The 25,689-nt window shown below is 63.2% G+C and carries 24 protein-coding genes and 3 tRNA genes; 20 read left to right on the top strand and 7 right to left on the bottom strand.

Going from position 1 to position 25,689, the window contains the following annotated elements; genetic code table 11:
• Window positions 1-71 precede the first annotated feature (71 nt).
• Window positions 72-758, top strand: coding sequence for a GntR family transcriptional regulator (locus RSO41_RS04945; protein ID WP_315617955.1), 687 nt, complete (start codon window positions 72-74; stop codon window positions 756-758).
• A 6-nt stretch (window positions 759-764) separates the two neighbouring features.
• Here RSO41_RS04945 and RSO41_RS04940 read toward each other — a convergent pair whose 3' ends face one another.
• Window positions 765-1,373, bottom strand: a complete 609-nt coding sequence (locus RSO41_RS04940; RefSeq protein ID WP_315617954.1) for a TetR/AcrR family transcriptional regulator — start codon at window positions 1,371-1,373, stop codon at window positions 765-767.
• A 283-nt stretch (window positions 1,374-1,656) separates the two neighbouring features.
• Between RSO41_RS04940 and RSO41_RS04935 the strand changes: the two genes are divergently transcribed.
• The 4 genes from RSO41_RS04935 to RSO41_RS04920 all read left to right on the top strand — a co-directional run bounded on the left by RSO41_RS04935 (window position 1,657) and on the right by RSO41_RS04920 (window position 4,800).
• Window positions 1,657-2,397 carry a 3-oxoacyl-ACP reductase family protein gene (locus tag RSO41_RS04935; protein ID WP_315617953.1) on the top strand — a complete coding sequence of 247 codons (741 nt, stop codon included), beginning with the start codon at window positions 1,657-1,659 and terminating at the stop codon, window positions 2,395-2,397.
• Window positions 2,394-2,807, top strand: a complete 414-nt coding sequence (locus tag RSO41_RS04930) for a nuclear transport factor 2 family protein (protein WP_315617952.1) — start codon at window positions 2,394-2,396, stop codon at window positions 2,805-2,807. Before RSO41_RS04935 ends, RSO41_RS04930 begins: the two co-directional genes overlap by 4 nt.
• Window positions 2,808-2,994: 187 nt before the next feature.
• Window positions 2,995-3,462, top strand: a complete 468-nt coding sequence (locus tag RSO41_RS04925) for a TerB family tellurite resistance protein (RefSeq protein WP_275287336.1) — start codon at window positions 2,995-2,997, stop codon at window positions 3,460-3,462.
• Window positions 3,463-3,555: 93 nt separating this feature from the next.
• Window positions 3,556-4,800 (top strand): NAD(P)/FAD-dependent oxidoreductase, encoded by a 1,245-nt coding sequence (locus RSO41_RS04920; RefSeq protein ID WP_315617951.1) that lies wholly within the window; start codon window positions 3,556-3,558, stop codon window positions 4,798-4,800.
• A 138-nt stretch (window positions 4,801-4,938) separates the two neighbouring features.
• On the opposite strand, the gene RSO41_RS04915 is transcribed toward RSO41_RS04920, so the two are convergent.
• Window positions 4,939-5,364: a hypothetical protein gene (locus RSO41_RS04915; RefSeq protein WP_275287334.1), complete on the bottom strand. Its 426-nt coding sequence runs from the start codon at window positions 5,362-5,364 to the stop codon at window positions 4,939-4,941.
• A 149-nt stretch (window positions 5,365-5,513) separates the two neighbouring features.
• Here RSO41_RS04915 and pyrC point away from each other — a divergent pair, with 149 nt between their 5' ends.
• The gene (pyrC, locus tag RSO41_RS04910; RefSeq protein ID WP_315617950.1) at window positions 5,514-6,551 is read left to right on the top strand and encodes a dihydroorotase; all 1,038 of its coding nucleotides are present in this window, start codon (window positions 5,514-5,516) and stop codon (window positions 6,549-6,551) included.
• Window positions 6,552-6,674: 123 nt separating this feature from the next.
• On the opposite strand, the gene mtnN is transcribed toward pyrC, so the two are convergent.
• The 3 genes from mtnN to folD all read right to left on the bottom strand — a co-directional run bounded on the left by mtnN (window position 6,675) and on the right by folD (window position 9,031).
• Window positions 6,675-7,409, bottom strand: a complete 735-nt coding sequence (gene mtnN / locus RSO41_RS04905; protein WP_315617949.1) for a 5'-methylthioadenosine/S-adenosylhomocysteine nucleosidase — start codon at window positions 7,407-7,409, stop codon at window positions 6,675-6,677.
• A 70-nt stretch (window positions 7,410-7,479) separates the two neighbouring features.
• Entirely contained in the window at window positions 7,480-7,953 is a 474-nt protein-coding gene (locus RSO41_RS04900) for an S-ribosylhomocysteine lyase (protein WP_315617948.1), read from the bottom strand.
• A 205-nt stretch (window positions 7,954-8,158) separates the two neighbouring features.
• Entirely contained in the window at window positions 8,159-9,031 is an 873-nt protein-coding gene (gene folD, locus RSO41_RS04895; protein WP_315617947.1) for a bifunctional methylenetetrahydrofolate dehydrogenase/methenyltetrahydrofolate cyclohydrolase FolD, read from the bottom strand.
• Between the two features lie 171 nt (window positions 9,032-9,202).
• On the opposite strand from folD, the gene RSO41_RS04890 reads away from it, so the two are divergent.
• From RSO41_RS04890 to RSO41_RS04835, 12 genes are all read left to right on the top strand, one after another.
• Window positions 9,203-9,279 (top strand) — tRNA-Pro (locus RSO41_RS04890).
• A gap of 68 nt (window positions 9,280-9,347) precedes the next feature.
• Window positions 9,348-9,424, top strand: a tRNA-Arg gene (locus RSO41_RS04885).
• 53 nt (window positions 9,425-9,477) lie between these two features.
• Window positions 9,478-9,552 (top strand) — tRNA-His (locus tag RSO41_RS04880).
• A 252-nt stretch (window positions 9,553-9,804) separates the two neighbouring features.
• The gene (tig, locus tag RSO41_RS04875; protein WP_315617946.1) at window positions 9,805-11,160 is read left to right on the top strand and encodes a trigger factor; all 1,356 of its coding nucleotides are present in this window, start codon (window positions 9,805-9,807) and stop codon (window positions 11,158-11,160) included.
• 84 nt (window positions 11,161-11,244) lie between these two features.
• Window positions 11,245-11,865 carry an ATP-dependent Clp endopeptidase proteolytic subunit ClpP gene (clpP, locus tag RSO41_RS04870; protein WP_275287328.1) on the top strand — a complete coding sequence of 207 codons (621 nt, stop codon included), beginning with the start codon at window positions 11,245-11,247 and terminating at the stop codon, window positions 11,863-11,865.
• A gap of 76 nt (window positions 11,866-11,941) precedes the next feature.
• The gene (clpX, locus tag RSO41_RS04865) at window positions 11,942-13,219 is read left to right on the top strand and encodes an ATP-dependent Clp protease ATP-binding subunit ClpX (protein ID WP_275287327.1); all 1,278 of its coding nucleotides are present in this window, start codon (window positions 11,942-11,944) and stop codon (window positions 13,217-13,219) included.
• A 167-nt stretch (window positions 13,220-13,386) separates the two neighbouring features.
• Window positions 13,387-15,795, top strand: coding sequence for an endopeptidase La (gene lon, locus RSO41_RS04860; protein WP_315617945.1), 2,409 nt, complete (start codon window positions 13,387-13,389; stop codon window positions 15,793-15,795).
• Between the two features lie 176 nt (window positions 15,796-15,971).
• Window positions 15,972-16,244, top strand: a complete 273-nt coding sequence (locus tag RSO41_RS04855) for an HU family DNA-binding protein (RefSeq protein WP_141320111.1) — start codon at window positions 15,972-15,974, stop codon at window positions 16,242-16,244.
• Window positions 16,245-16,437: 193 nt separating this feature from the next.
• Window positions 16,438-18,258, top strand: coding sequence for a SurA N-terminal domain-containing protein (locus tag RSO41_RS04850; protein WP_315617944.1), 1,821 nt, complete (start codon window positions 16,438-16,440; stop codon window positions 18,256-18,258).
• A gap of 141 nt (window positions 18,259-18,399) precedes the next feature.
• Window positions 18,400-19,410 (top strand): CobW family GTP-binding protein, encoded by a 1,011-nt coding sequence (locus RSO41_RS04845; protein ID WP_315617943.1) that lies wholly within the window; start codon window positions 18,400-18,402, stop codon window positions 19,408-19,410.
• A gap of 109 nt (window positions 19,411-19,519) precedes the next feature.
• Complete coding sequence (locus tag RSO41_RS04840) at window positions 19,520-19,987, top strand: methylenetetrahydrofolate reductase C-terminal domain-containing protein (RefSeq protein ID WP_315617942.1); 468 nt, start codon at window positions 19,520-19,522, stop codon at window positions 19,985-19,987.
• Window positions 19,984-21,048 (top strand): methylenetetrahydrofolate reductase, encoded by a 1,065-nt coding sequence (locus RSO41_RS04835; protein WP_315617941.1) that lies wholly within the window; start codon window positions 19,984-19,986, stop codon window positions 21,046-21,048. Before RSO41_RS04840 ends, RSO41_RS04835 begins: the two co-directional genes overlap by 4 nt.
• Window positions 21,049-21,051: 3 nt before the next feature.
• On the opposite strand, the gene RSO41_RS04830 is transcribed toward RSO41_RS04835, so the two are convergent.
• Both RSO41_RS04830 and RSO41_RS04825 read right to left on the bottom strand, forming a co-directional pair.
• Window positions 21,052-21,816, bottom strand: a complete 765-nt coding sequence (locus RSO41_RS04830) for a UDP-2,3-diacylglucosamine diphosphatase (RefSeq protein WP_315617940.1) — start codon at window positions 21,814-21,816, stop codon at window positions 21,052-21,054.
• A gap of 81 nt (window positions 21,817-21,897) precedes the next feature.
• Entirely contained in the window at window positions 21,898-22,401 is a 504-nt protein-coding gene (locus RSO41_RS04825) for a peptidylprolyl isomerase (protein ID WP_315617939.1), read from the bottom strand.
• Window positions 22,402-22,544: 143 nt separating this feature from the next.
• On the opposite strand from RSO41_RS04825, the gene RSO41_RS04820 reads away from it, so the two are divergent.
• On the top strand, window positions 22,545-24,221 hold the full coding sequence (locus RSO41_RS04820; protein ID WP_315617938.1) for a glutamine--tRNA ligase/YqeY domain fusion protein: 1,677 nt from the start codon (window positions 22,545-22,547) through the stop codon (window positions 24,219-24,221).
• A 1-nt stretch (window position 24,222) separates the two neighbouring features.
• Window positions 24,223-25,644, top strand: a complete 1,422-nt coding sequence (gene cysS / locus RSO41_RS04815; RefSeq protein WP_315617937.1) for a cysteine--tRNA ligase — start codon at window positions 24,223-24,225, stop codon at window positions 25,642-25,644.
• Window positions 25,645-25,689 lie beyond the last annotated feature (45 nt).

Below are 25,689 nucleotides of genomic sequence, written 5' to 3'. Positions count from 1 at the left end.
CAATCGACTATCGACACGAAGGCATTCTTCGCCATACTGGGTAATATTCAACGCCTTTCCGGAATGCCCAAATGTCCGAGCCTTCAGACACCTCGCCGTTCATCCAGCAGCGCAATCTGGTGGATCAGGTGGCCGATTACCTGACTCAGGCGATTATTCAACGGCGCTATGCGCCCGGGGAGCGTCTCTCCGAAGTCAGCCTGGCCGGAGAGCTCGGTATCAGTCGTGCGCCGGTGCGCGAGGCAGCGCGGCTGCTCGAGAGCCGTGGCTTGCTGGTATCGCGGCCACGTCGAGGGTTCTTCGTGCGCGCCCTCGAGGCTCGTGAGCTGGGGGACATCTTTGACTTGCGCCTGGCTCTCGAACGGCACGCCATCGAGCACCTGGTGAAGCATTACGATACGGAAGTGGAAAAGCGCTTGAGCCGGCAGGTCGAGCGGATGTGCGAGATTGCTGACAGTGGTGCCGATGAGGGGGCTCGGATCGAGGAAGATCTAAAGTTTCATCGACTCATGTTCGAGGCAACGGGCAACCGTCGTCTGCTCCGGGCGTTCGAGGACCTGTCCCATGAACTTCGGCTGTGCATTGCCTTGATCGGCAAGACCCACGAGGCGCCGGACAGTATCGCGGGCTCTCACTGGTGGTTACTGGAGGCCTTGAAGAGTGGCGATGCTCGGTCATGCCGGAACGCCATCGATTACCATATCGGCGTGGCGCGAGACTACGTGATCCAGGGGGTGCACGAAGCGCAGGTGCGCTGACCCCCTTCAGTTGGGGCGGGTCAGGCTGTCCCAGGCGCTCATGGCGCAGTCCGCGACGCCGAGCAGCTCCTCCCGCGAAGCGCCGTCCCGGGCCTGGATCGACATGCCGTGCTGCACGGTCGAATAGAAGGTGGCGATGGCGTGGCAGTGCGTGTTCTCGGGGAGTTCCCCCTCGTCGACGGCGCGACGCAGACGCCTCTCCAGGCAATCCCGGTTACCGCGCCGGTGTCGCTCCAGCTCGCTGCTGATCGACGGGTTGGAACCCCGGGGCTGGGGGGAAGCGAGCACGATCATGCAGCCCCGTGACTGATCGTGGCAGGTAAAGGCCCTGGCCGTGGCATACAGGACATGGGCGATAGCGTCCCGAGCGGTGGTCAGGCTGTCGACCGGCTCCCAGATGCCACTGCCGGCGGTTTTCACGTAGAACGCCATCGCCTCCTGGAACAGGGCCTCCTTGCTGCCGAAGGCCGCATACAGGCTGGGGGAATTGATGCCCATGGCGCGTGTCAATTCGCCCAGGGAGGCGTTGTCGAAGCCTCGCTCCCAGAACACCTCCATGGCCCGTGCCAGGGCTGCCTCCCTGTCGAAGCCGCGTGGCCTGCCGCGTGCTGCCATATCGGCCTCCTTTATGTGTCGTTCAATACAAAAATATCTTGACAGGATCGAGGATGTCCAGCCATCGTCATTTATGTATTGATCAATACATAAATTATTCGATCCTTTTGAGCGCAAGGGAGGCGCCGAACAAATCGGCGAGCGGAGCAAAGTGCAAGGCGCCCGGAGCGCAAGAACCGGAGCCTATGCGGTATAGGTGAGGATTCTGAGCACCGCGTAACGCAGCAATTTGCCCGCATAGACATTTGTTCGGTGTCTCCCAAGAGATGATGGGAGAAGAAGCATGACCCAACTGACAGACAAGGTCGCATTGGTGACAGGGGGAAGCCGGGGTATCGGTGCCGCAGTGGCGAAGCGGTTGGCCGGTGGTGGCGCCACGGTTGCCCTGACCTATGTCGGCAGCGAGGACAAGGCGCGAGCCGTGGTGGCGGATATCGAGCAGCAGGGCGGTCGTGCCATGGCGATTCAGGCCGACAGTCGTGACGATCGTTCCATCGAGAATGCGGTGGAGCGCGTGGCATCGAGCTTCGGCGGACTCGATATCCTGGTCAACAATGCCGGGGTATTTCTGATCGGGGATATCAACGAGCTGGAGCGTGATGACCTGGATCGCACCCTGGAGACCAACCTGCGGGCTCCCTTCGTGGCCATTCAGGCGGCGGCGCGTCACATGCGTGACGAGGGGCGCATCGTGTCGATCGGCAGCAATCTCGGGCCGCGCGTTCCCTGGCCGGGGCTCAGCCTTTACGCGATGAGCAAGACCGGCCTGATCGGGCTCACCAAGGGAGCCGCCCGAGACCTCGGGCCACGCGGCATCACCGTCAATGTCGTGCATCCGGGGTCCACCAATACCGACATGAATCCCGCCGATGGCGACCTGTCGGACCTGCAGCGTGGCGTCATGGCGATTCCTCGCTACAACGAGGCCGACGACGTGGCGAACCTGGTGGGCTGGCTGGCAGGCCCCGAAGGGCGCTCGGTGACCGGAGCGGAATTCACCATCGATGGAGGGGCCAACGCATGACCTCGCGTCTTGATACCGTGAAAGCCTACTTCCGGCGGGTGGACGCCGATGACCCCTCGGTGACCGCGCTGTTCACCGAAGATGTGAGCTTCTATTTCCCCAAGTTCGGCCCGGCATCGGGGAAGGTAGCACTGGTCGAGTTCGGGAGACGCATTCGCCGGGAAGTGCCCGAGCTCGTGCACGATATCGATGAGTTTCATTATATCGTCGACGACGACCATGTCGTGGTGGAGGGGACCGAGTCCGGGTGGCTTCGGGATGGCACAGCATGGCCCGATGGCGAGATCTCCCAGGGGCGCTTCTGTAGCGTGTTTGCCTTCGAAGGCGACTTGATCCGGCGCATGCATGTCTATGTCGATCCCGATTTCGGCAATGCCGATCAGGCTCGGTTGAACGCCCTGCGAGCCTGAGCGTTGGCCGAAACGTCGGCATCGCTTCCAGCCGGAGGGCCAGGCGTCTCGAGGCGCTCGGCCCTCCGGCTGTTCTCGTCTCGGTACCTTCCCCGGGAACATCCGTCCGAGGCTGTGGTCGACCCCAGCATGAGGCTCCCAGGCGGTATGACGGGAGCCGCCAACATATTTCAAGGAGAGCATGGCCATGCTGGCGTCACTACAGCGCTGGATCAACGACATGACAGCGACGTCGGAGACACGAGAGCCCCCGACCCTGGCCCTGGCGACGGCGGCACTGTTGTGCGAAGTGATTCGTGCCGATTATCGCCTCGACCCGGCCGAGCTCGAGGCCCTGCGTGACGAGCTCGAGCAGCGCCTCGGGCTCGACGATGACGCCCTTGCCGAGCTGATGGATCTGGCCCAGCGCGAGACCGAGACGGCGGTGGATCACCATCGTTTCGTTCGACTGGTGCGCGACGAGTGCGATTATGACGCACGGGTCGAGCTGGTGAGATCAATGTGGGCATTGGCCTTCGCCGATGGCGAAAAGGATGCGCTGGAAGAGCACCGTATTCGTCGCCTGTCCGAACTCCTGCATGTCAGCCATTCGGATTTCGTGCGTACCCGGCTGATGGAGGAGCAGCGTGCCGAAGGTGAGACCGGCACCGACTGAGGCGGCCTGGTCGGCATCGTCCTGATAGAATCGTTCATGGCGTGGTCCCCGGGCCACGACCCATGACGGAAAAGGGACGTAAAGGAGAGTCGGATGACGCGGGAAATCATGGTTCTGGGGGCCGGCATGGTCGGAGTGTCGGTGGCATGGCATCTGGCTCGACGTGGACACGATGTCACGCTGGTGGACCGCCGCGAGCCCGGGCGCGAGACCTCCTTCGGCAATGCCGGGTTGATCCAGCGCGAAGCGGTGCGCCCCTATCCCTTCCCACGTGATCTGGCCACCCTGGCACGGGTACTGCCCAATCGCGCAGTCGATATTCGTTATCGCCCGGGCGGCATGCTGCGTGCCGCGGGCCCGCTGTTGCAGTATTGGCGAAACTCCGCCCCGAGCCGCTATCGTCGCCTGATCCCGGAGTACGCCGCCTTGATCGGTCTCAGCCTCGACACTCATGCGCCCATGATCGAGGCCGCCGGCGCCGAGTCCCTGGTGCGTCGCGATGGCTGGCTCGAGGTGTACCGCCATGCCGGCAAGCTCGAGGCGCGGCTCGAGGATGCCGAGGAGAACGACGCCCGTTTCGGCGTTCACTACCGGCGCCTGGAGCCCGACGAGCTTGCAGCCATGGAGCCGAACCTGTCACCGGGTCTGGCCGGGGCGGTGCAATGGCAGGACTCCTGGTCGGTGGCCGATCCGGGAGGGCTGGTGCAGGCCTATGCGCGGGCCTTCGAGGCCGAGGGCGGGCGTGTGCTGTGCGGCGAGGTGAATGACGTGACAAGGGATAGCGAAGGATGGCGAGTCGAGGTCGATGGCCAGGATCGGCATGCGGCGGATGTGGTGCTTGCCATGGGGCCCTGGTCGCGTGCCTGGCTCGAGCGCCTGGGGCTGACGGTACCGCTGTTCGTCAAGCGTGGCTATCACATGCACTACGGTAGTGCCGGCGAGGCTCGCCTGAATCATTGGGTGATGGATGCCGAAGTGGGCTATCTGTTGGCACCAATGCGGGCCGGCATTCGCCTGACCACGGGGGCCGAGCTGGAACGCCTCGAGGCACCGCCTCACCACCAGCAACTGGCGGCCGCCGAGGCGCGGGCCAAGGAACTCTTCCCGCTGGGCGAGCGTCTCGAGTCGACACCCTGGAAGGGTGCCAGGCCATGCATGCCCGACATGAAGCCGGTCATCGGTCCAGCGCCGGGGCAACGAGGGCTATGGTGTGCCTTCGGTCATGGCCATCATGGCTTCACGCTCGGGCCCGCTACCGGTCACTTGCTCTCGCAGATGATGGATGGCGAGGCAACGGAGATCGAGATGGCGCCGTATCGCTTCGATCGCTTCTATTAATCTGACAATCAAATAGATCGTCCTGATCCGTCTGATTGTCGCTCGCATCACGCTGGCGCAGATGCGTGGATCTTCTGGTGTGGCGCGGGCTTGCGCCGGCCCGACAGAAAAGCTTGCCGGGTTAATAGAGAGCGGAACTCAACGCTTGGCCTTGCGCCGTTCGATGAATGTATGAATGAGCAGCTTGACGGCGAGCGTGAAGATGAAGACCAGCCAGCCGGCGGTGGCCATGACGTTGAACAGCAGCATCTTCTGTTCACCGTTCAGGGGGGTGATCAGGTAATCGATGCCGATCGCGAGAAGAAAGGCCAGGGTAAGCGGCAGGGCAAGGATGTGCATCCACATCTCCGTGCGCCGCTTGCGGACATGGTAGCGTCGCAGCATCACCCGGGTGGGACGGTGCATGAAGCTGATCAGGATCAGGCTGCCGGTCAGCAGCATGGCGGCGAGAAAGGGCTCGATATTGCCGATATGCACCGAGTAGCTCACCGACCAGTAGACCATCAGCCACATGAGGCCGGCCAGGATGGCGACGAGATCGGCGTAATAGCGTACCTTCGGCATGGTGTCCTCGCGGCTGTTTTCCGTCGGGGATGATACGTCAAATTCTCGCGACGTGAAGGACTTTTCTTTGGGCTGGGCGGGTCGCTGAGGCGAGCGCGACATTGCGGTATACTCAAGCGCCGCGAACCCACGCCAATACAGGATACGCCGTGAACTCGATGACCCTGACCCGCCCGGACGACTGGCACCTTCATCTGCGTGACGGCGAGGTGCTGCCCGCGGTGGTGCCCGCCAGTGCCCGCCAGATGGGGCGTGCCATCATCATGCCCAACCTGAAGCCGCCGGTGACGACCACCGAGCAGGCTCTCGACTATCGGCGACGCATCCTGGCAGCGGTACCGGAGGGAGAGCGCTTCGACCCCTTGATGACGCTTTATCTCACCGACCGTACCAGTGCCGAGGAGATCGAGCGGGCCCATGCCAGTGGGCAGGTGCATGCCGTCAAGCTCTATCCCGCCGGTGCCACCACCAATTCCGCCGCCGGGGTGACCGACCTTGCCCATTGCGATGCGGCCATCGCCACCATGGCTCGTCTCGGCATGCCATTGCTGGTGCACGGCGAGGTGACCGACGCCGATATCGATATCTTCGATCGCGAGGCGGTGTTCATCGAGCGTGTCATGAAGCCACTGCTGGATCGTCACCCGACGCTCCGGGTGGTGTTCGAACATATCACCACCGCCGATGCCGCCGCCTTCGTCACCGCCGCACCGGACAATGTGGCCGCCACGATTACCGCCCACCACCTGTTGTTCAACCGCAATCACATGCTGGTCGGCGGCATTCGCCCCCACTACTACTGCCTGCCGATCCTCAAGCGCGAGCGGCATCGCCAGGCGCTGGTGGAAGCCGCCACTTCCGGTAGCGGAAAGTTCTTCCTGGGTACCGACAGCGCACCTCACGCCAGGGGCGACAAGGAAAGCGACTGCGGCTGTGCCGGCGCCTACACGGCACCGGTGGCCCTCGAACTGTATGCCACCGCCTTCGAGGAAGCCGGCGCGCTGGAGCGGCTGGAAACCTTCGCCAGCCATGCCGGACCGGATTTCTATGGCCTGGCCCGCAACACCGACACCGTCACCCTGGTGCGTGAACCCTGGACGGTACCGGAGACGCTGCCTTACCTGGAGGGGCAGGACATCGTGCCGCTGCGGGGAGGCGAGACGCTGGGATGGAAGCTGAAAGCATGAAGCAGGTGTAGAAGAGGGAAGAGAAAAGAGGGAAGAGGGAAGAGGGAAGAGAGGGCAAAAAGAAGACGCCCCGCCAGAGGTCGGCTCTGGCGGGGCGTCTCGGCGTTGGGGACTCTCGGTGGTTCAGCTCTCGGCAGGCGCGTCGGCGGTCGCGGGTTCGGCGAGCCTGGCCACCATGGCGGTGACCATGCGCGTCGAGTGATCGGCGGCCTGAACCAGAAACTCCTCGAAGGAAAGGTGGTTGTCGCCGCCGCCGGCGATATCGGACAGGGCGCGAATCACCACGAAAGGGCAGCCGTAGAGATGACAGGTCTGGGCAATGGCCGCGGCTTCCATCTCGGCGGCGAGCATGGTGGGGAAGCGAGAGCGCGTCTGCTCCACCAGCTCCGGGCAGGCCATGAAGACGTCGCCGGTGGCGATCAGCCCCTCGACCACCTTGACCTCGTTCATGGCCTCGACGCTCTCGCGGGCGACTCGCACCAGGCGTTCGTCTGGCAGGTAGGCGGCTGGCATCTGCGGTACCTGTCCATGCTCGTAGCCGAATACCACGGCATCCACGTCGTGGTGACGCACTTCGCTGGAGACCACCACGTCACCGATCTCGAGCCCCTCGCCGAAACCGCCGGCGGATCCCGTATTGATGATCGCCTCGGGTTGGTACATGTCGAGCAGCAGGGTGGTGCCGACGGCGGCGTTCACCTTGCCGATGCCCGACTGAAGGATCACCACCTCGACATCATGCAGACGACCGCAGTGGAAAGTGCTTCCCACATGGTGGCGTGTCTCGCAGTCCTCCAGCATCGCCTTGAGCTGGGCGACTTCCTGGGACATAGCGCCGATGATGCCGATGCGTTTCATCTATCCGGTTCTCCGCTGTGTCGGGCGTAAAGGGTGAGGCGACGGCCAGGATACCGAGCGCAGCAGACAATCAGCCTTCTTCGGCGAAGATCTGGGTCCACTCGTTGCGCTTGGCCAGCAGATCGCGGGCCAGGTCCTTGGCGCCTTCCAGGCTGTGGCTGGCGGCCCAGCCGCACTGCAGCTCGTTGCAGGCCGGCACTTCGTCGGCTTCGAGAACATCCTTCAGAGTGCCTTCGAGCAGTGAGAGTACGCCGTCGTAGTCGTCATGATTGATCATGGCGACGTAGAAGCCGGTCTGGCAGCCCATCGGGCTGATGTCGACGACCTGTTCCGAATGGTTGCGCGAGAGCTCGGCCATGAGGTGCTCGAGCGAGTGCAGCGCCGGCATCTCCATGTGCGCCTTGTTCGGCTGGCAGATGCGCAGGTCGTACTTGTGGATGGTATCGCCATGCCGGCCGGTCTTGATGTCGGCGAGGCGAACATAAGGTGCCTTCACCTTGGTGTGGTCGAGGTTGAAGCTTTCGACATTCATCTTGTCGCTCATCGAGAAACCTCGCGAGTCGGTGGAAAGTCAGGGGCGTATTCTACCGGAGTGCGACGAAAGGTGCACGGGGAAGAGTGTGACCATCGGCTTCATGACCCGGGGAGCTTTCCTGGTCCTTTCCCGACGCACCATGATGTCCTCTTCCCTCTTCCCTCTTCCCTCTTCCCTCTTCCCTCTTCCCTCTTCCCTCTTCACCTCTTGCTCCTCACCCTTTCCCCAGCGCCATGGCGTCGTGCATCTCGGCGGCCACCAGAGTGTTCTCGAGCAGGGAGGCGACGGTCATCGGTCCGACCCCGCCGGGTACCGGCGTGATATGGCTGGCTCTGGCCGCAGCGGGTTCGAATTCGACGTCACCGATCAGGCTGCCATCCTCCTGACGATTGATGCCCACGTCGATGACGATGGCATCGTCGCGGACCCACTCGCCCTTGACCAGGCCGGGCATGCCCACCGCCACCACCAGCAGCTCGGCACGCCGCACATGGGCCTCGAGGTCGCGAGTGAAGCGATGGCAGACGGTGGTGGTGCAACCGGCCAGCATCAGCTCGAGGGACATGGGGCGACCGACGATATTGGAGGCGCCGACCACGGTGGCATCCATGCCGCGAACATTGAGGTCGCTTTCCTGCAGCAGGGTGATCACTCCCTTGGGCGTACAAGGGCGCAGCAGCGGGAGGCGCTGGGCGAGTCGTCCCAGGTTGTAGGGGTGGAAGCCATCGACATCCTTGTGCGGGTGGATGCGCTCGAGGATAGGGCGCGGGTCCATATGCTCGGGAAGGGGGAGCTGGACCAGAATGCCGTCGATGGTGGTGTCGGCGTTCAGGTCATCGACCAAAGCCTCAAGGGCTTCCTGGGAGGTGTCGGCGGGCAGCCGGTGCTTGACCGACGCGATGCCGGCCTCTTCGCAGGCACGCTGCTTGTTGCGCACATAGACATGGGAGGCGGGGTCCTCGCCCACCAGCACGACAGCGAGTCCGGGGGTGCGCGCGCCGGCCTCGTGGCGTGCCTGCACCTGGCGTGCAACCTGCTGACGGACGCGGGCGGCAATGGACTTGCCATCGATCAGTTGGGCGGTCATCGAGCTTCCCTCTGGCGGTCGGGTGGATGAAGGGAGGAATTTTCGCATGACCAGGCGTCCAGGCAAAGCGAAGGCAATGACGCTATCAACTTGACGGCGGCGGAAAGTTCCGTAGAATACGCAGCGCTTGACGAGGCCTCTGCGGCGACGTCAGGGCCGTGCAAGAGCCGGCGGGGTGTAGCGCAGTTTGGTAGCGCGCCTGCTTTGGGAGCAGGATGTCGGGGGTTCGAATCCCTCCACCCCGACCACAAGCTATTGATTGATCAGCAAGATTTTTTATCGATAGCTTGCGGCAAGGCGCTTGGGAACGTAGAATGCGCCCATAGCTCAACCGGATAGAGCAACGGCCTTCTAAGCCGTAGGTTGCAGGTTCGAGTCCTGCTGGGCGCGCCATGTTCAATGGTTCCCGTCTGGCGGAGCGAAACGGTCGAGCAGTGTCGTCCATGGTGGATGTAGCTCAGTGGTAGAGCCCCGGATTGTGGCTCCGGTGGTCGTGGGTTCGATCCCCATCATCCACCCCATTGCCTCCCTCTGATGTATTCCCGTGAATTTTCTGTCAGGCCCTTTTTTCGCGATAGTCGCTTCCCGATTGCGCAGTTTTCGCGGTCCGATGGCAATTCTTTTCCCGAATTCCCCTTGAAGTACGCTGGTTAGCCCTCATTTGTCAGGGCATGGCGCTTGCCAGTGCGTAGCGGGATTCATAGAATTCCCTCCTTTGAACGTTTCAACGCTATCCACAGAACCAACGCCCCCGTCGGTGTAGAGGACAATTCATGCAAGTTTCCGTCGATACGACCTCCCAGATTGAACGCCGCGTCAAGGTGCAGGTGCCGGCCGCCGAAATCGATGAGGCCGTCGCTGCCCGTCTCAAGGACGCCGCCAAGACCGTGCGCATGGATGGTTTCCGCAAGGGCAAGGTCCCGATGTCGGTGATCCGCCAGCGTTACGGCAGCGAAGTGCGCAACGAGGTGGTCGGCGAGGTGATGCGTGAGCGTTACGTCCGCGCCATCACCGACGAGAACCTCAATCCGGCCGGCTATCCGCAGATCGAGGCCGACGTCAACGAGACCGGCAAGGACCTGGAGTTCACCGCGACCCTCGAGGTCTATCCGGAAGTCGAGCTGTCCTCCATCGAGGGCACCGAGGTCGAGCGCCCGGTCGTCGAAGTGGCCGATGCCGACGTCGCCGAAATGATCGAGACCCTGCGCAAGCAGAATGCCGGCTGGGAAGACGTCGAGCGCGCCGCCGAGGATGGCGACCAGTTGACCATCGACTTCCAGGGCTACCTCGGTGACGAGCCGTTCGAAGGCGGCAGTGCCGAAGGCCATGAGCTGGTGATCGGTTCCGGCAGCTTCATCCCCGGTTTCGAAGAGCAGTTGATCGGCGCCAGTGCCGGGGACGACAAGGAGCTCAAGGTTACCTTCCCCGAGGATTATCAGGCCGAGCAACTGGCCGGCCAGGAAGCGACCTTCAAGGTCAAGGTCCATGCCATCAAGGCACAGTCGCTGCCCGAGGTGGATGCCGAGTTCGTCAAGCAGTTCGGTGTCGAGGATGGTGACCTGGAGCGCTTCCGCGAGGAAATCTCGAAGAACATGACGCGCGAGGCCGAGCAGGCCGTTGACAACCGCGTCAAGCAGCAGGTGCTCGAGGCGCTGAAGAAGGCCAACGACATTCCGGTGCCCCAGGCGCTGATCCAGCAGGAAACCGATGGCCTGAAGCGTCAGGCGGCTCAGCAGTTCGGCCTCGGCGAGGACTTCGACGTCAGCCAGCTGCCTGATGAGCTGTTCGCCGAGCAGGCCAAGAGCCGGGTCCAGATCGGCCTGCTGCTGGCCGAAGTCATCAAGGTCAACGAGCTCGACGCCAGCGATGACGACATCAAGGCCAAGGTCGAGGAACTGGCGCAGCAGTATCAGGAGCCGGAGCAGGTCGTCGAGTACTACATGGGCAATGACGAGATGAAAAATCAAGTCAAGTCCGCCATTCTCGAAGAGAAGGCTGTCGATGTGCTGCTCGAACAGGCCAGCGTCAAGGACGTCGAGATGAGCTACCAGGAGGCGCTCGCCGCAGCCCAGCAACAAGGTGGTGGTGACGAGGAAGCCGAGGAAGAGGCTGACGAAAGCCAGGCCTGATCCTTCCCGATCGCTTCGCCTGGCCCTGGTCGGGCGAAGCGTCAGCCGCCGCTTCCATACATCGGATGCAAGGACATCACCCAGATGAGTAACGAGTTCGATATCCAATCCGCCGGCGGCCTGGTGCCGATGGTGGTCGAGCAGAGCGCGCGGGGCGAGCGGTCCTACGACATCTACTCCCGGTTGCTCAAGGAACGTGTGATCTTCCTGGTGGGCCCGGTCGAGGACTACACGGCCAACCTGCTGGTGGCGCAGTTGCTGTTCCTGGAATCCGAGAATCCGGACAAGGACATCCACCTGTACATCAATTCGCCGGGTGGCTCCGTGACGGCGGGCATGTCGATCTACGACACCATGCAGTTCATCAAGCCGGACGTCTCGACGGTGTGCATCGGTCAGGCGGCCAGCATGGGTGCACTGCTGCTGGCCGGCGGTGCCCACGGCAAGCGTTACTGCCTGCCGAATTCGCGGATGATGATCCACCAGCCGCTGGGCGGCTATCAGGGTCAGGCGTCGGACATCGAGATCCACACCCGCGAGATTCTTGGTATCCGTGAGCGCCTCAACCAGATCCTGGCGCACCACACCGGGCAGAAGTTCGAGACGATCGCCAAGGATACCGACCGCGACAACTTCATGAACGGCGAGCAGGCAGCGGAATATGGCCTGATCGACGCCGTGCTGGATAAGCGGCCGACATCCTGATAGCGTGAAATTCACCACGCTCTGATTACGTGATTCCCGGCGGTCTCAGGGCCGCCGCTGTGAGAGAGGTACGCGAATGGCCGACGGCAAAGGCAAGGACGAAGACGGCAAGCTGCTGTACTGCTCGTTCTGCGGCAAGAATCAGAACGAGGTGCGCAAGCTGATTGCCGGTCCGTCCGTGTATATCTGCGATGAGTGTGTCGACCTGTGCAACGACATCATTCGCGAGGAAGTTCTCGATGCCGATGCCGAGAGCGATGAGGAGCGTCTGCCCGCCCCGCGCGAGATTCGTCACACTCTCGATGACTACGTGATCGGCCAGGACCGCGCCAAGATGGTGCTGTCGGTGGCGGTCTACAACCATTACAAGCGTCTGCGCTATGGCGCCAAGGATGAAGTCGAGCTCGGCAAGTCGAACATCCTGCTCATCGGTCCGACCGGCAGCGGCAAGACATTGCTGGCCGAGACGCTGGCGCGGCTTCTCAATGTTCCCTTCACCATCGCCGATGCAACCACGCTGACCGAGGCCGGTTACGTGGGCGAGGATGTCGAGAACATCATCCAGAAGCTGCTGCAGAAGTGCGACTATGATGTGGACAAGGCCCAGCGGGGCATCGTCTATATCGACGAGATCGACAAGATCTCGCGCAAGTCGGACAACCCGTCCATTACCCGCGATGTTTCGGGGGAGGGCGTTCAGCAGGCGCTGCTCAAGCTGATCGAGGGCACGACGGCTCAGGTGCCGCCCCAGGGAGGGCGCAAGCATCCGCAGCAGGAATTCCTGCAGGTCGACACCACCAACATGCTCTTCATCGTCGGTGGTGCCTTCGCCGGTCTCGACAAGGTCATTCGCGACCGTGCCGAAAAAGGCGGTATCGGCTTCAATGCCGAGGTCAAGAGCAAGGATGAGACCAAGGGTGTCGGCGACCTGCTGCTCGATGTCGAGCCGGAGGACCTGGTCAAGTTCGGGCTGATCCCCGAATTCGTCGGCCGGTTGCCGGTGATCGCGACCCTGACCGAGCTGACCGAGGATGCGCTGATCCAGATCCTCACCGAGCCCAAGAACTCCTTGATCAAGCAGTATGCGCGTCTGTTCGACATGGAGAACGTGGAGCTCGATTTCCGCGAGGATGCCCTGCGGGCGGTGGCCGCCAAGGCCATGGCACGCAATACCGGGGCACGCGGTCTGCGCTCGATTCTCGAGTCAGTGCTGCTCGACACCATGTATGAAATTCCTTCCATCGAGGGAGTCTCCAAGGTGGTGATCGATGCCTCGGTAATCGCCAACGAGAGCGAACCGTTGCTGATCTATTCCCAGCAGGACGAATCGCGGGTCGACGGCACCAGCGGCTAGCCTGCCGAGCCAGCCGGTCCCGTACCGGGGCCCCGGACAGGGAGTCGTCACGAGAAGGGCCGCCTGGCGGCCCTTTTCTGTGCCGCGCCGTTGCCAAGACCTTGCAATGTCGGGGTATCGTCCCCATTCCCTTGGTATTCACCCGAATCGTTTGAGGAACGTCTGCGATGCAGCAGAACGCCGAACAGACCCTTAGTCTGCCCCTTTTGCCGCTGCGGGACGTGGTCGTCTACCCGCAGATGGTCATTCCGCTGTTCGTCGGCCGGGAGAAATCCATCCAGGCGCTGGAAACGGCGATGGAAGCCGACAAGCGCGTGCTGCTGGTGGCACAGCGCGAGGCCAGTAAGGACGATCCGGACAACGAGGACCTTTTCTCCATCGGCACCGTGGCCGAGATCATGCAGCTGCTCAAGCTGCCCGACGGTACCGTCAAGGTGCTGATCGAGGGAGAGTCCCGGGCCGATATCCGTGACATTCAGGCCGTCGACGACGGCTACAGCCGCGCCGAGGTGGTGCTGCGCGAGAGCGAGCCACTGACCGAGCGTGAACAGGACTCCCTCGTCCGCGTATTGCTCAACCAGTTCGAGCAGTACGTCAAGATGTCCAAGAAAGTGCCCAACGAGGTGCTGAATTCGCTGTCCGGCATCGAGGATCCGAGCCGGCTGGTCGATACCATCTGTGCCCACTTGTCGCTGAAGATCGACGACAAGCAGCAACTGCTCGAGATGGATCGGGTGCGCGACCGGGTCGAGCACCTGATGGCGCTCATCGAGTCCGAGATCGATCTGCTTCAGGTCGAGAAGCGTATTCGCTCGCGGGTCAAGGACCAGATGGAGAAGTCCCAGCGCGAGTACTATCTCAACGAGCAGATGAAGGCCATCCAGAAGGAGATGGGCGAGCTCGAGAATGTGCCTAACGAGGCCGATAAGTACGAGCAGGCCATCGATGAATCCGGCATGCCCAAGGAGGCGGCCGAGAAGGCCAGGCAGGAGCTGAGCAAGCTGCGCATGATGTCGCCGTCCTCGGCCGAGGCCACGGTGGTGCGCTCCTACCTGGACTGGCTGACCTCGGTGCCCTGGAAGAAACGTACCCGGGTGCGCCATGACATTCAGCACGCCCAGAAGGTGCTGGACGAGGATCACCATGGCCTGGAAGAGGTCAAGGAGCGCATTCTCGAATACCTGGCCGTCCAGAAGCGGGTCAAGAAGCTCAAGGGCCCCGTGCTGTGCCTGGTCGGCCCTCCCGGGGTCGGCAAGACCTCGCTGGGACAGTCCATCGCCCGCGCGACCAACCGCAAGTACGTTCGTCTTGCGCTCGGCGGTGTGCGCGACGAGTCCGAGATTCGTGGCCATCGTCGCACCTATATCGGCTCGTTGCCGGGCAAGATGGTCCAGCGCATGAGCAAGGCCGGGGTCAAGAACCCCCTGTTCCTGCTCGACGAGGTCGACAAGATCGGCATGGATCATCGGGGCGACCCTGCCTCGGCGCTGCTCGAAGTGCTCGATCCCGAGCAGAACGACAAGTTCAGCGACCACTACCTCGAGCTGGACTACGATCTCTCGGAGACGCTGTTCATCTGTACGGCCAACTCGATGAACATCCCCGGTCCTCTGCTCGATCGGATGGAGGTCATCCGCCTGCCGGGCTATACGGAAGACGAGAAGCAGGCCATTGCGCGTCGCTACCTGGTGCCCAAGCAGCTCAAGGCCAACGGCTTCAAGGCGGATGAGCTGGCATTTTCCGACGAGGCCCTGCTGGAGCTGATTCGCTACTACAGCCGGGAAGCCGGTGTGCGCGAGCTCGAGCGCCAGATCGCCAAGGTCTGCCGCAAGGTGTTGCGTCAACGTCTCGAGCAGGAGAGCAAGGAGGGCGCCCAGGCGCCCGATCACCTCTCGGCGGCGGATATCGAGGCCTACGCCGGCGTGCGCCGCTATAGTTACGGTCTGGCCGATCAGGAAGACCAGGTGGGCCGCGTGACGGGCCTGGCCTGGACCTCGGTGGGCGGCGAGCTGCTCAACATCGAGTCGGTGGTCACACCCGGCAAGGGCCGGCTCGACAAGACCGGCTCGCTGGGTGACGTGATGAAGGAGTCGGTCAGCGCTGCCCAGACGGTCGTGCGGGCGCGTGCGATCTCGCTCGGTGTCGACCCTGAGCGCTTCGAGAAGGAAGACTTGCACATCCACGTGCCCGAAGGGGCAACGCCCAAGGATGGGCCGAGTGCCGGTATCGCCATGGTCACCGCCATGATTTCGGCCTACACTGGTCGACCGGTACGCTGTGATGTCGCGATGACAGGCGAGGTCAATCTGCGTGGAGAAGTCTTGCCGATCGGTGGTCTCAAGGAGAAATTGCTGGCGGCCAGGCGGGGTGGTATAAAGACGGTGCTTATACCGGAGGAGAACCGCCGCGACTTGAAGGAGGTTCCTGATAACATCAAGGATGCTCTGGAGATTCGACCCGTTCGTTGGATTGATGAGGTTCTTGAGGTTGCGTTAACCGAAAAAGTGGGTTCGGATAACGAAGAAACACGAGCGGAGGAACCGGCCTCTTCTCACTCGATGATCAGTACACACTGACGTTTTTTCGCCATCATGCCGAGGCGAAAAGCCCGGCATGATGGGGATTATCAGGGATGGTCGCTTGACACGTCTTTCATCGCATTGCTATAAACTAGCGCTATGCTGTGATCGCGTCATTCAGCCGTAAGTCTCGCCGATTAGAGCCAATTTACGAAACAGTCAAGGGGTGAAGTGTGAATAAATCCGAGCTGATCGAAGCCATTGCCGCGTCTGCCGATATTCCCAAAGCCGCTGCCTCGCGCGCGCTCGATGCCATGGTGGACACTGTGGCCGATAGCCTGAAGAAAGGCGATAGCGTGTCCCTGGTGGGATTTGGTACCTTCACTGTCAAGGAGCGCGCGGCACGCACCGGTCGTAACCCGCAGACGGGTGAGCCGATCCAGATCAGCGCTGCCAAGGTGCCGAGCTTCAAGGCCGGCAAGGCGCTGAAGGATTCCGTCAACTAAGGTGTCGCGTATCGCCGACCACCGTTGACGTCGGGTCCCATGCAGGCGCATCGCTCAGCGGTGCGCCTGTTTTTTTTGACGCCTGGCCCGGGCTGCGAGGGCGCCGATGACCTCGCGTCCCGAGGGTCGCCAGACCCTCGAGGATGCGTATAATGTGGCGCGTTCCGACACTCTTCATTCAGCAGAGGCCTGCATGCTGCAAAGTATTCGTGACCGCTCCGCCAGTTGGGGCGCCAAGATCATCATCGGTGCCGTAGTGGTAGCCATGGCACTGTTCGGTGCGGAGTCGCTGATCGGTTTGCTGGGCAACGACGGTGACGATGTCGCCACGGTCAATGGCGAATCGATCCCGCGCCAGCAACTGGAGCTAGAGGTGCAGCGCGCCATCCGCAGTGGCCAGGTACCTCCCGAACAGGAGCGCGAGCTGCGTGGCCAGATGCTCGACAGCCTGATCTCCGAGCGCCTGCTGGCCCAGCATGCCGAGGAGGGGGGCATGCACCTCTCGGAGAGTCAGATCGATCAGTTGATCGTCAGCCTGCCCGAGTTCCAGGATCAGGACGGCAACTTCTCGCAGGAACTGTTCCGTAACCGCCTCTCCAGTGCCGGCTTCACCCCGCTGGCGTTTCGCGATCAACTGCGTGCGGACATGAAGCGTCGCCAGCTTCAGCAGGGCCTGGCCGTCAGCGAATTCAGCCTGGAGACGGAAGAGCAGCGCCTGGCCGCCCTGCGACGCCAGGCGCGCAGCTTTCGTCATCATGCCTTGACCGCCGATGACCTGGAGAGCCGCCCGGAAGTCAGCGATGAGGAGCTTCAGGCCTATTACGAATCGCATGCCGACGACTACCAGCGTCCGGAACAGGTCAAGCTGGCCTATGTCGTGCTGGATCGAGAGCGCATGGCCGAGCAGGTGGATGTCAGCGAGCAAGCCTTGCGTGATGCCTGGGAGGCCGAAGCCGCCGATGCCGATCGTCGCGTATCGCACATCATGGTCGACTTCGGTGATCAGCGGACTCGTGAAGAGGCCGAGGCACGGCTCGAGCAGGCACGACAGCAGCTTGCCGAGGGCGAGTCCTTCGCCGACCTGGCCGCCGAGTTCTCCGACGATTCCTCGACCCGTGACCAGGGCGGCGACCTCGGGGTCATCAGCCGTGGCTTTTTCGGTGACGCCTTCGATGAAGCGGCGTTCTCCCTGAAGGAAGGCCAGGTATCGAATATCGTCGAAACCGGCAATGGCCTGCACCTGATCAAGGTAACCGAGCTGGACCGGCCTTCCTTCGAGGAAGCGCGGGATCGGCTGGCCCGGGAGGTTGCCCGGGAGCAGGTATCGTCTACCTTCGATGAGCGTGCCCAGCGATTGATCGACGAGAGCTTTGCCGCCGAGGATCTGCAGAGCGTGGCAGAGGATCTGCAACTCGAACGGCAGACCAGCGGTTGGGTCAGTCGCGAGAGTGTCGAAGGCGTTCTCTCCGAGCCGGGCGTGATGCGCCAGGCCTTCACGCCGGACGTGCTCGAGGAGGGTTTCAACAGCGAGGTCATCGAACTCGACGAGGACCGCCGCATGGTCCTGCGCGTGCTCGAGCATCGCGAGGCCACGACGTTGCCGCTCGAGGAAGTACGCCCGCAGGTAGCCGAGGCCGTACAGGCGCACAAGACGCGAGAGGCGCTGAAGGACGAGGCGGATCGCCTGATCGAAGCGTTGCGGTCCGGTGAAGCACCGGCGATCGACTGGCAGCGGACCGAGAGCCTTAGCCGGCAGGATGACAGCGAGCTTGCCCGGCCCGTGGTGGAGGCGGTCTTCCGTCTGCCGCACCCCGAGGGTGATGAGGCCGTCTACGGTCGTGCCACCGATGGGCAGCGTGTCGTGTTGCTCGCCCTGGACGAGGTCGCCGACGGCCAGGTCAACGAACAGAGTGAGGCCTTCGTGGCCCGCATGGCGCAACAACTGCGCTCCCAGGCGGCTGTCAACGGCCTGCTTGGTTTCCTGCGCGAACAGGCGGAAATCGAGCGGTTCTGATCCTCCGGGGTGGGGAGCAAAGGGTGAGGATGAGGGGGAAGTGCCCCTCATCCTTCACGTTTCTCGGTAACGGCTTTCCTTCCGGCATTCCTTGCCTCTCGCCTCGCATCGCGCATTTCACACCGGACACCGCGTAGTTCCATGCCCACGCCGCTCGCCGATACCCCCGTACACGTGATCACCGGCTTTCTCGGTGCCGGCAAGAGTTCGTTGATCCATCATCTGCTGGCCCACAAGCCGACGGACGAGCGCTGGGCCGTGGTCATCAATGAATTCGGTCGCGTCGGTATCGACCAGGCGATGTTCGATGCGGATGACGACCTGATCGTCGAGTCGTTGCCCGGCGGCTGTCTCTGCTGCCAGCAAGCCGTGGTGTTGCGCGCCACGCTGATCAGGTTGCTGCGCCGTCACCGACCGGATCGTCTGATCATCGAGCCCTCGGGACTGGGGCATCCCTCGGGCCTGCTGGATCTGTTGCGCGGCGAAGGATTTGCCGACGCGCTGGATATTCGCGGCGTGGTGGCCGTGCTGGATCCTCGTCGGCTGGACGATGCCCGTGCCATGGCGCATGAGACCTTTCTTGACCAACTGCACATGGCCGATGCGGTGGCCTTGACCATGACCGACCTCGCCAGCACTCGACAGACGGCAGCGGCACGACACTGGCTGGAGGCGTTCTGGCCACCGCGTCGTTGGGTACGCGACGCCCCCCATGGTCGTCTGCCGAGCGATTTGCTGCTCTCGGCCGAGCCCGGCGTCGGCGAAGCGGTCGCGACGCCGAGCTCGCATCACCACGCCGGGACGATGCACCGGGGCGTCTCGAGCGAGCCGGAGCGAGGAACGCCAGTGCTCGAGCGGGGCAGCGCCCTCGGGCATGCCAGCCTGGGCTGGCGTTGGCACCCCCGGGATCGCTTCGATCGCCATGCCCTGGAAGCGCAGTTGGCGTCCTTGCCGACCATGCTGCGGGTCAAGGGGGTATTTCATACCGACCGGGGCTGGCTATTCTACAACCGGACATCGGGAGCGTTGGAGGTTCGGTCGAGTGTCTGGCGGCATGATTCGCGGCTGGAGTTGCTGGGCGAACCGGATGAGATGCCCGATGCGAGGAACCTGGAAAGGTCCCTGACCGACTGCCTCGAGACACGACGGTGACGCACACGTCATTGTCGTCCTGATGGATGTACGCTGGCCGGCTGCTGCCTAGGCTAGGAATCAGGAGGCGTCTCGGCGAGAAAATTCCGCGACCTACCAGGGTGTCGTCATGTATCGAGTGCGTCGCTGGGCGGTACGTCACGCCCGTGCCTTCGAGCTGCTCTATGCGGGACTCGAAGCCCTGCTGAAGCGCTCGGCGCCATGGCTGGAGCGAATCGGCTATGCGCGTCTCGAGGCACCCGTGGCCCGTCTCGAACGGTGGATCAAGGGGCTGCTGTTCGACTGCCAGATGTGTGGTCACTGCGTGCTGAGCTCGACCGGTATGTCGTGTCCGATGAATTGTCCCAAGCGGCTGCGTAACGGTCCCTGTGGTGGCGTGCGCGAGGACGGCGGCTGCGAGGTCAAGCCGGAGATGCGCTGCGTGTGGCTGGATGCCTGGGAGGGCAGCCAGCGCATGAAACACGGGGATCGCATTCATGTCGTGCAGTTGCCCGTGGACGCCTCGCTGGAAGGCACGTCTTCCTGGCTGCGAGTCGCCCGGGGCGAGCATGATGCAGAGGCAGGAGGCCGGCGATGAAGTTCGATGACGAGCCGGTTCCCGGCTATTCACTGCCCGTGTTGCCGGGGCACGTTTCTCCCGGTCGGCTAGAACGGGTCCTGCGGGCCGGGCGCTTCGCCGTGACCACCGAGATCGATCCGCCGGACTCCGCGGACCCGGCTGAGGTCCTGCGGCGTGCCGCGATCTTCGATGGTTATGTCGATGCCATCAATGCCACCGATGGCTCCGGGGCCAACTGCCACATGTCCAGCGTCGGCGTCTGCTCGCTGCTGACCCGGGTCGGCTATGCGACCATCCTGCAGATGTCCTGCCGGGACCGTAACCGGATCGCCATGCAGGGCGAGATTCTCGGAGCGGCCGCCATGGGCGCCTGCAATCTGCTGTGCCTGACCGGAGATGGCGTCCAGGCCGGTGATCACCCCCATGCCCGCCCGGTCTTCGATCTCGATTCACTCTCCCTGCTCGAGATGGCGCGCCGCATGCGCGATGAATCCTGCTTCGAAAGCGGTCGTCCGATAGACTCGCCGCCGCGCGTGTTTCTTGGTGCAGCAGCCAACCCCTTCATGCCGCCCCGGGCCTGGCGGGCTCAGCGCCTGGCCAAGAAGGTGGCGGCCGGGGCGCGTTTCATCCAGACCCAGTACTGTTTCGATACCGCCACGCTGCGGGATTTCATGGCCGAAATCGCCGACTACGGCCTGCTGGAAGGGCCCGACCGTGTCCATGTGCTGGTCGGTATGGGCCCGCTGGCCTCGGCGCGCAGCGCGCGCTGGATACGCGACAACGTGCCCGGGATCCATATCCCCGACGCCGTGATCCGCCGTCTCGAAGGCGCCAGCAATCAGCGCGAAGAGGGCGCGCGCCTGTGTCGCGATATCCTGCAGGAAGTGCGTGAAATCGAAGGCGTCAGTGGCGCCCATATCATGGCCTATCGCCAGGAAGCCACGGTGGCGCGCATCATCGAGGAAACCGGTGTGCTGGAGGGGCGGGTGCCCTGGTATCCCGGTCGCGACGATCCCGCCGAGCTCAATCCGGAAGCACCGGATGCGGCCGGTGATCTGCCGGCCGCGGTCTCGAGCTGAAGGTCACTCGGAGAGCGTGATACGCCGTAGCGTCAGATCCTGACCGGGCGCGGCCTCGATTTCCCAGCCGACGCCGGGCTGCCAGTCACCCAGCACGAAGCGGCGGGCTGCCTGCCCGTCGACCTCCAGGTCATGGACATCGGGCCGATGGGTATGGCCATGGATCAGGGTGGTCACGCCATGTGCGTGCAGGGCCTGCACGACGTCTTCCGGCGTCACATCCATGATGTCCTCGGCCTTGTTGGTGTTGGCCTCGCCGGAGTGCTCGCGCAACTGTCGGGCCAGTTCGAGACGCTCGGGAATCGGCATGGCGAGAATCTGCGCCTGCCACTCAGGGTCGCGCGACTGCGACCGGAACGCCATGTAGGCCTCGTCGCGGGTGCAGAGGCTGTCGCCATGCATCAGCAGGACCCGTTCGTCACCCAGGGTCACCAGGCTGGGGTCGGGGAGCAGAGTGGCGCCGGCTTCCCGGGCGAACCGCTCGCCGAGCAGGAAGTCACGATTGCCATGCATCAGGTAGAGGCGAGTGCCGGCATCGGCAAGCGCCTTGAGAGCCGAGATCACGCGACGGGCCAGAGGGGCGGTGCCGGTCGGGTCGGCGTCGCCGAGATCGAGCAGGTCATCGCCGATCCAGGCCTCGAAGAAATCCCCCAGGATATAGAGGGCGTCGGCATCACTGGCGCGCTCATCCAGCCAGCGCAGGAAGTCTTCGGTGATCGCCGGGGCGCCGGGGTGCAGGTGCAGGTCGGAAATCAGCAGGGTGGCCATGTCGTGTTCCGTGGGCGGAGGCGAATGGAGAGCAAAGACGACGCCCGCCGAGGCGGGCGCGAATCACCGGGCGACCGAGGGTCAGTCGGTGGCATCCTGGAGGCGAGCGCTCTGGATGATGACATCCTCGGCAGGCACGTCGGCATGCATGCCGCGGCGCGTGGTCTTGACCGATTTGATACGCTCGACCACATCCATGCCTTCGACGACGTTACCGAAGACACAGTATCCCCAGCCCTGCAGGTTCTTGCCGCGGTGGTTGAGGAAATCGTTGTCGGCGATATTGATGAAGAACTGGGCCGTGGCCGAGTGCGGATCCTGGGTGCGGGCCATGGCCAGCGCACCGACACGGTTCTCCAGGCCATTGTCGGCCTCGTTCTCGATCGGCTCGTGAGTCGGCTTCTGGTTGAAATCCAGATCGAAGCCGCCGCCCTGGACCATGAAACCGTCGATCACCCGATGGAAGAGGGTGTTGTCGTAGAAGCCTTCGCGCACGTAGCGTTCGAAGTTGGCCGCCGTCTTCGGTGCCTTGTCGTGGTCCAGGGCGATGACGATATCGCCGAAATTGGTTTGCAGCGTGATCATGACGATTTCCTGTCTTCGGGGCAGACGCCTTGGCGCCATGCATGGGCGTGGCGCTATAATAGCGGTTTTGCGTCGATGCGCGAAGCCGGATACCCCGGCGGCGCCCGACAGGCCCGCGTTCAACCAGAGGTTGCCCAATCAACATGACCGAGACCACCAGCGCGCCGAACTTCATTCGCAACCAGATCCAGGAGGAGCTCGAGGCCGGCCGGCACGACAGGATCGTTACCCGGTTCCCGCCGCATCCCAATGGCTTCCTGCATATCGGCCATGCCAAGTCGATCTGTCTGAATTTCGGGCTCGCCGAGCAGTTCGGTGGCGACTGTAACCTGCGCTTCGACGATACCAATCCGGAGAAGGAAGAGCAGGCCTACATCGATGCCATCAAGGAAGACGTGAACTGGCTGGGCTTCGAATGGGCCGGCGAGGTGCGTTTCGCATCCGACTATTTCGACCAGCTTTATGCCTGGGCCCAGCACCTGGTACGCGAGGGCAAGGCCTACGTGGATGACCTGTCGCCCGACGAGATCCGCGAGTATCGCGGCACCCTCACCGAGCCGGGACGGCCGAGCCCGTATCGGGAGCGGGGCGTCGAGGAGAACCTCGACCTGCTCGAGCGTATGCGGGTGGGCGAATTCGCCGAAGGCGAGAAGGTGCTGCGGGCCAGGATCGACATGGCCTCGCCCAATATCAACCTGCGCGACCCGATTCTCTACCGCATTCGTCATGCCAACCACCATCAGGCCGGCGACAAGTGGAAGATCTATCCGTCCTACGATTTCACCCATGGCCAGTCGGACGCCCTGGAAGGGGTGACGCACTCCCTCTGCTCGCTGGAGTTCGAGGATCATCGGCCGCTCTATGACTGGTTCCTGGAGCAGCTGCCCGTACCGTCGCGGCCGAGGCAGATCGAGTTCGCTCGCCTCAACCTGAATTACACCCTGACCTCCAAGCGCAAGCTCAAGCTGCTGGTCGATCAGGGTATCGTCGATGGCTGGGACGATCCCCGCATGCCGACCATCTCGGGCATGCGCCGACGCGGCTACACGCCGGCCTCGATTCGCAAGTTCTGCGAGATGATCGGTGTCACCCGCGCCGATGGCGGGCTGGTGGATATCGCCATGCTGACGCACGCGATCCGTTCGGACCTCGAGGACAATGCCCCGCGCGCCATGTGCGTGCTCAAGCCGCTGAAGGTGGTGTTGACCAATGTGCCCGAGGATCACGAGGAAGTGTACGAGGTGGCCGGCCACCCGGCTCGTGACGACATGCCGGTGCGTCGCGTGCCGTTTACCCGCGAGGTCTATATCGATCGCGACGATTTCATGGAAGATCCGCCCAAGAAGTTCTTCCGTCTGGCGCCGGGCAAGGAAGTGCGCCTGCGCAACAGCTACGTGATTCGTTGCGACGAGGTGATCAAGGACGACGACGGCGAGGTGGCGGAGCTGCGCTGCTCGGTGGATTTCGACACCCTCGGCAAGAACCCCGAGGACCGCAAGGTGAAGGGCGTGTTGCACTGGGTCAGCGCCACCCACGGCGTGCCCATGGAAGTGCGGCTTTACGACAACCTCTTCCTGGTCGAGCAACCGGACAAGGATCGTGACGCCGACTTCCTCGAACACCTGAACCCCGAGTCGCTGGTCACCGTCCAGGGCTTCGGCGAGCCGAGCCTGGCCGAGGCCGAGTCGGAAAACCGCTATCAGTTCGAGCGCGTGGGTTACTTCTGCGCCGATCGCTACGCCAGCCGTCCCGACCATCTGGTGTTCAACCGTACCGTGGGACTCAAGGACACCTGGGCGAAGATCAAGAAAAAGGGCTGACATGCAGATCTACAATACCCTGACGCGGCGCAAGGAAACCTTCACGCCCATCGAGCCGGGGCGGGTCCGGATGTACGTCTGCGGCATGACCGTCTACGACTACTGCCACCTGGGTCATGCCCGGGTGATGGTCGCCTTCGACGTCATCACCCGGTACCTGCGCGCGCGCGGCTATGACGTCACCTACGTGCGCAACATCACCGATATCGACGACAAGATCCTCAAGCGGGCCGAGGAGAACGGCGAGACCATCGAGTCGCTCACCGACCGCATGATCGATGCCATGCACGAGGACGAAGGGCGGCTCGGCGTGTTGCGGCCCGATGCCGAACCGCGTGCCACCCAGCATGTCGATGAGATCGTCACCATGATCCAGACGCTCATCGACAAGGATTACGCCTACGCGGCGACCAATGGTGATGTCTATTATCGGGTTCGCAAGTTCGCCGACTATGGCAAGCTCAACAACCGCGACCCCGACGACATGCGCGCCGGGGCGCGGGTCGACGTGGAAGAGCACAAGGAAGATCCCCTCGACTTCGTGCTCTGGAAGGCGGCCAAGCCGGGCGAGGCGGACTGGCTGTCGCCCTGGGGGCCGGGGCGGCCGGGCTGGCACATCGAGTGCTCGGCGATGTCCACTTGCTGCCTGGGCGAGACCTTCGACATCCATGGCGGCGGGCCGGACTTGACCTTCCCGCACCACGAGAACGAGATCGCCCAGAGCGAGGCGGCCACCGGGAAGCCGTACGTGAACACCTGGATGCACGCCGGCGCGGTACGCGTGCAGCACGAGAAGATGTCCAAGTCCCTGGGCAACTTCTTCACCATTCGCGAAGTGCTCGAGCATCACGATCCCGAAGTGGTGCGCTACCTGCTGGTGGCCAGTCACTATCGCAGCCCGATCAACTACGCCCCGGACTCGCTGGCCGATGCCCGCAAGTCGCTGGAGCGTTTCTATAATGCTCTCGAAGGGCAGGCACTCGAAGGGCCGGCGCTCGACGACGGGGAGCCCGGGGAAACGTCGGTCGACCCGAGTTTCGACCGCCGCTTCACCGAGGCCATGGACGACGACTTCAATACCGCCGGGGCGATGTCGGTGCTGTTCGATCTGGCCCGCGAGCTCAATCGGGCACGCAAGGAGTCACCGGACGACGCCCCGGCGCTGGCTGCCGAACTCAAGCGACTTGGCAACGTGCTCGGCCTGCTGCAGCAGGACCCGACCACTTTCCTCAAGGGAGGCGCCGGGGAGCTGCCGTTGTCCGACGCCGAGATCGAGGCGAAGATCACCGAGCGTGCCGAGGCCAAGAAAGCCCGCGATTTCGCCCGCGCCGACGCTATCCGCGACGAACTGGCCGCGCTTGGCATCGTGCTCAAGGACAGTCGTGAAGGCACCACCTGGGTGTTCGAGGCCCCCGGCGACTGAATGCTGTCAACATGACAATCAAAGGCGAATCCGCCTGATCGCCTT

Source organism: Halomonas sp. I1 (genome assembly GCF_032334135.1).
Taxonomy (GTDB): domain Bacteria; phylum Pseudomonadota; class Gammaproteobacteria; order Pseudomonadales; family Halomonadaceae; genus Halomonas.
The sequence above is the reverse complement of the archived record's forward strand: the minus strand, read 5'-3'. Positions and strand labels throughout refer to the sequence as shown.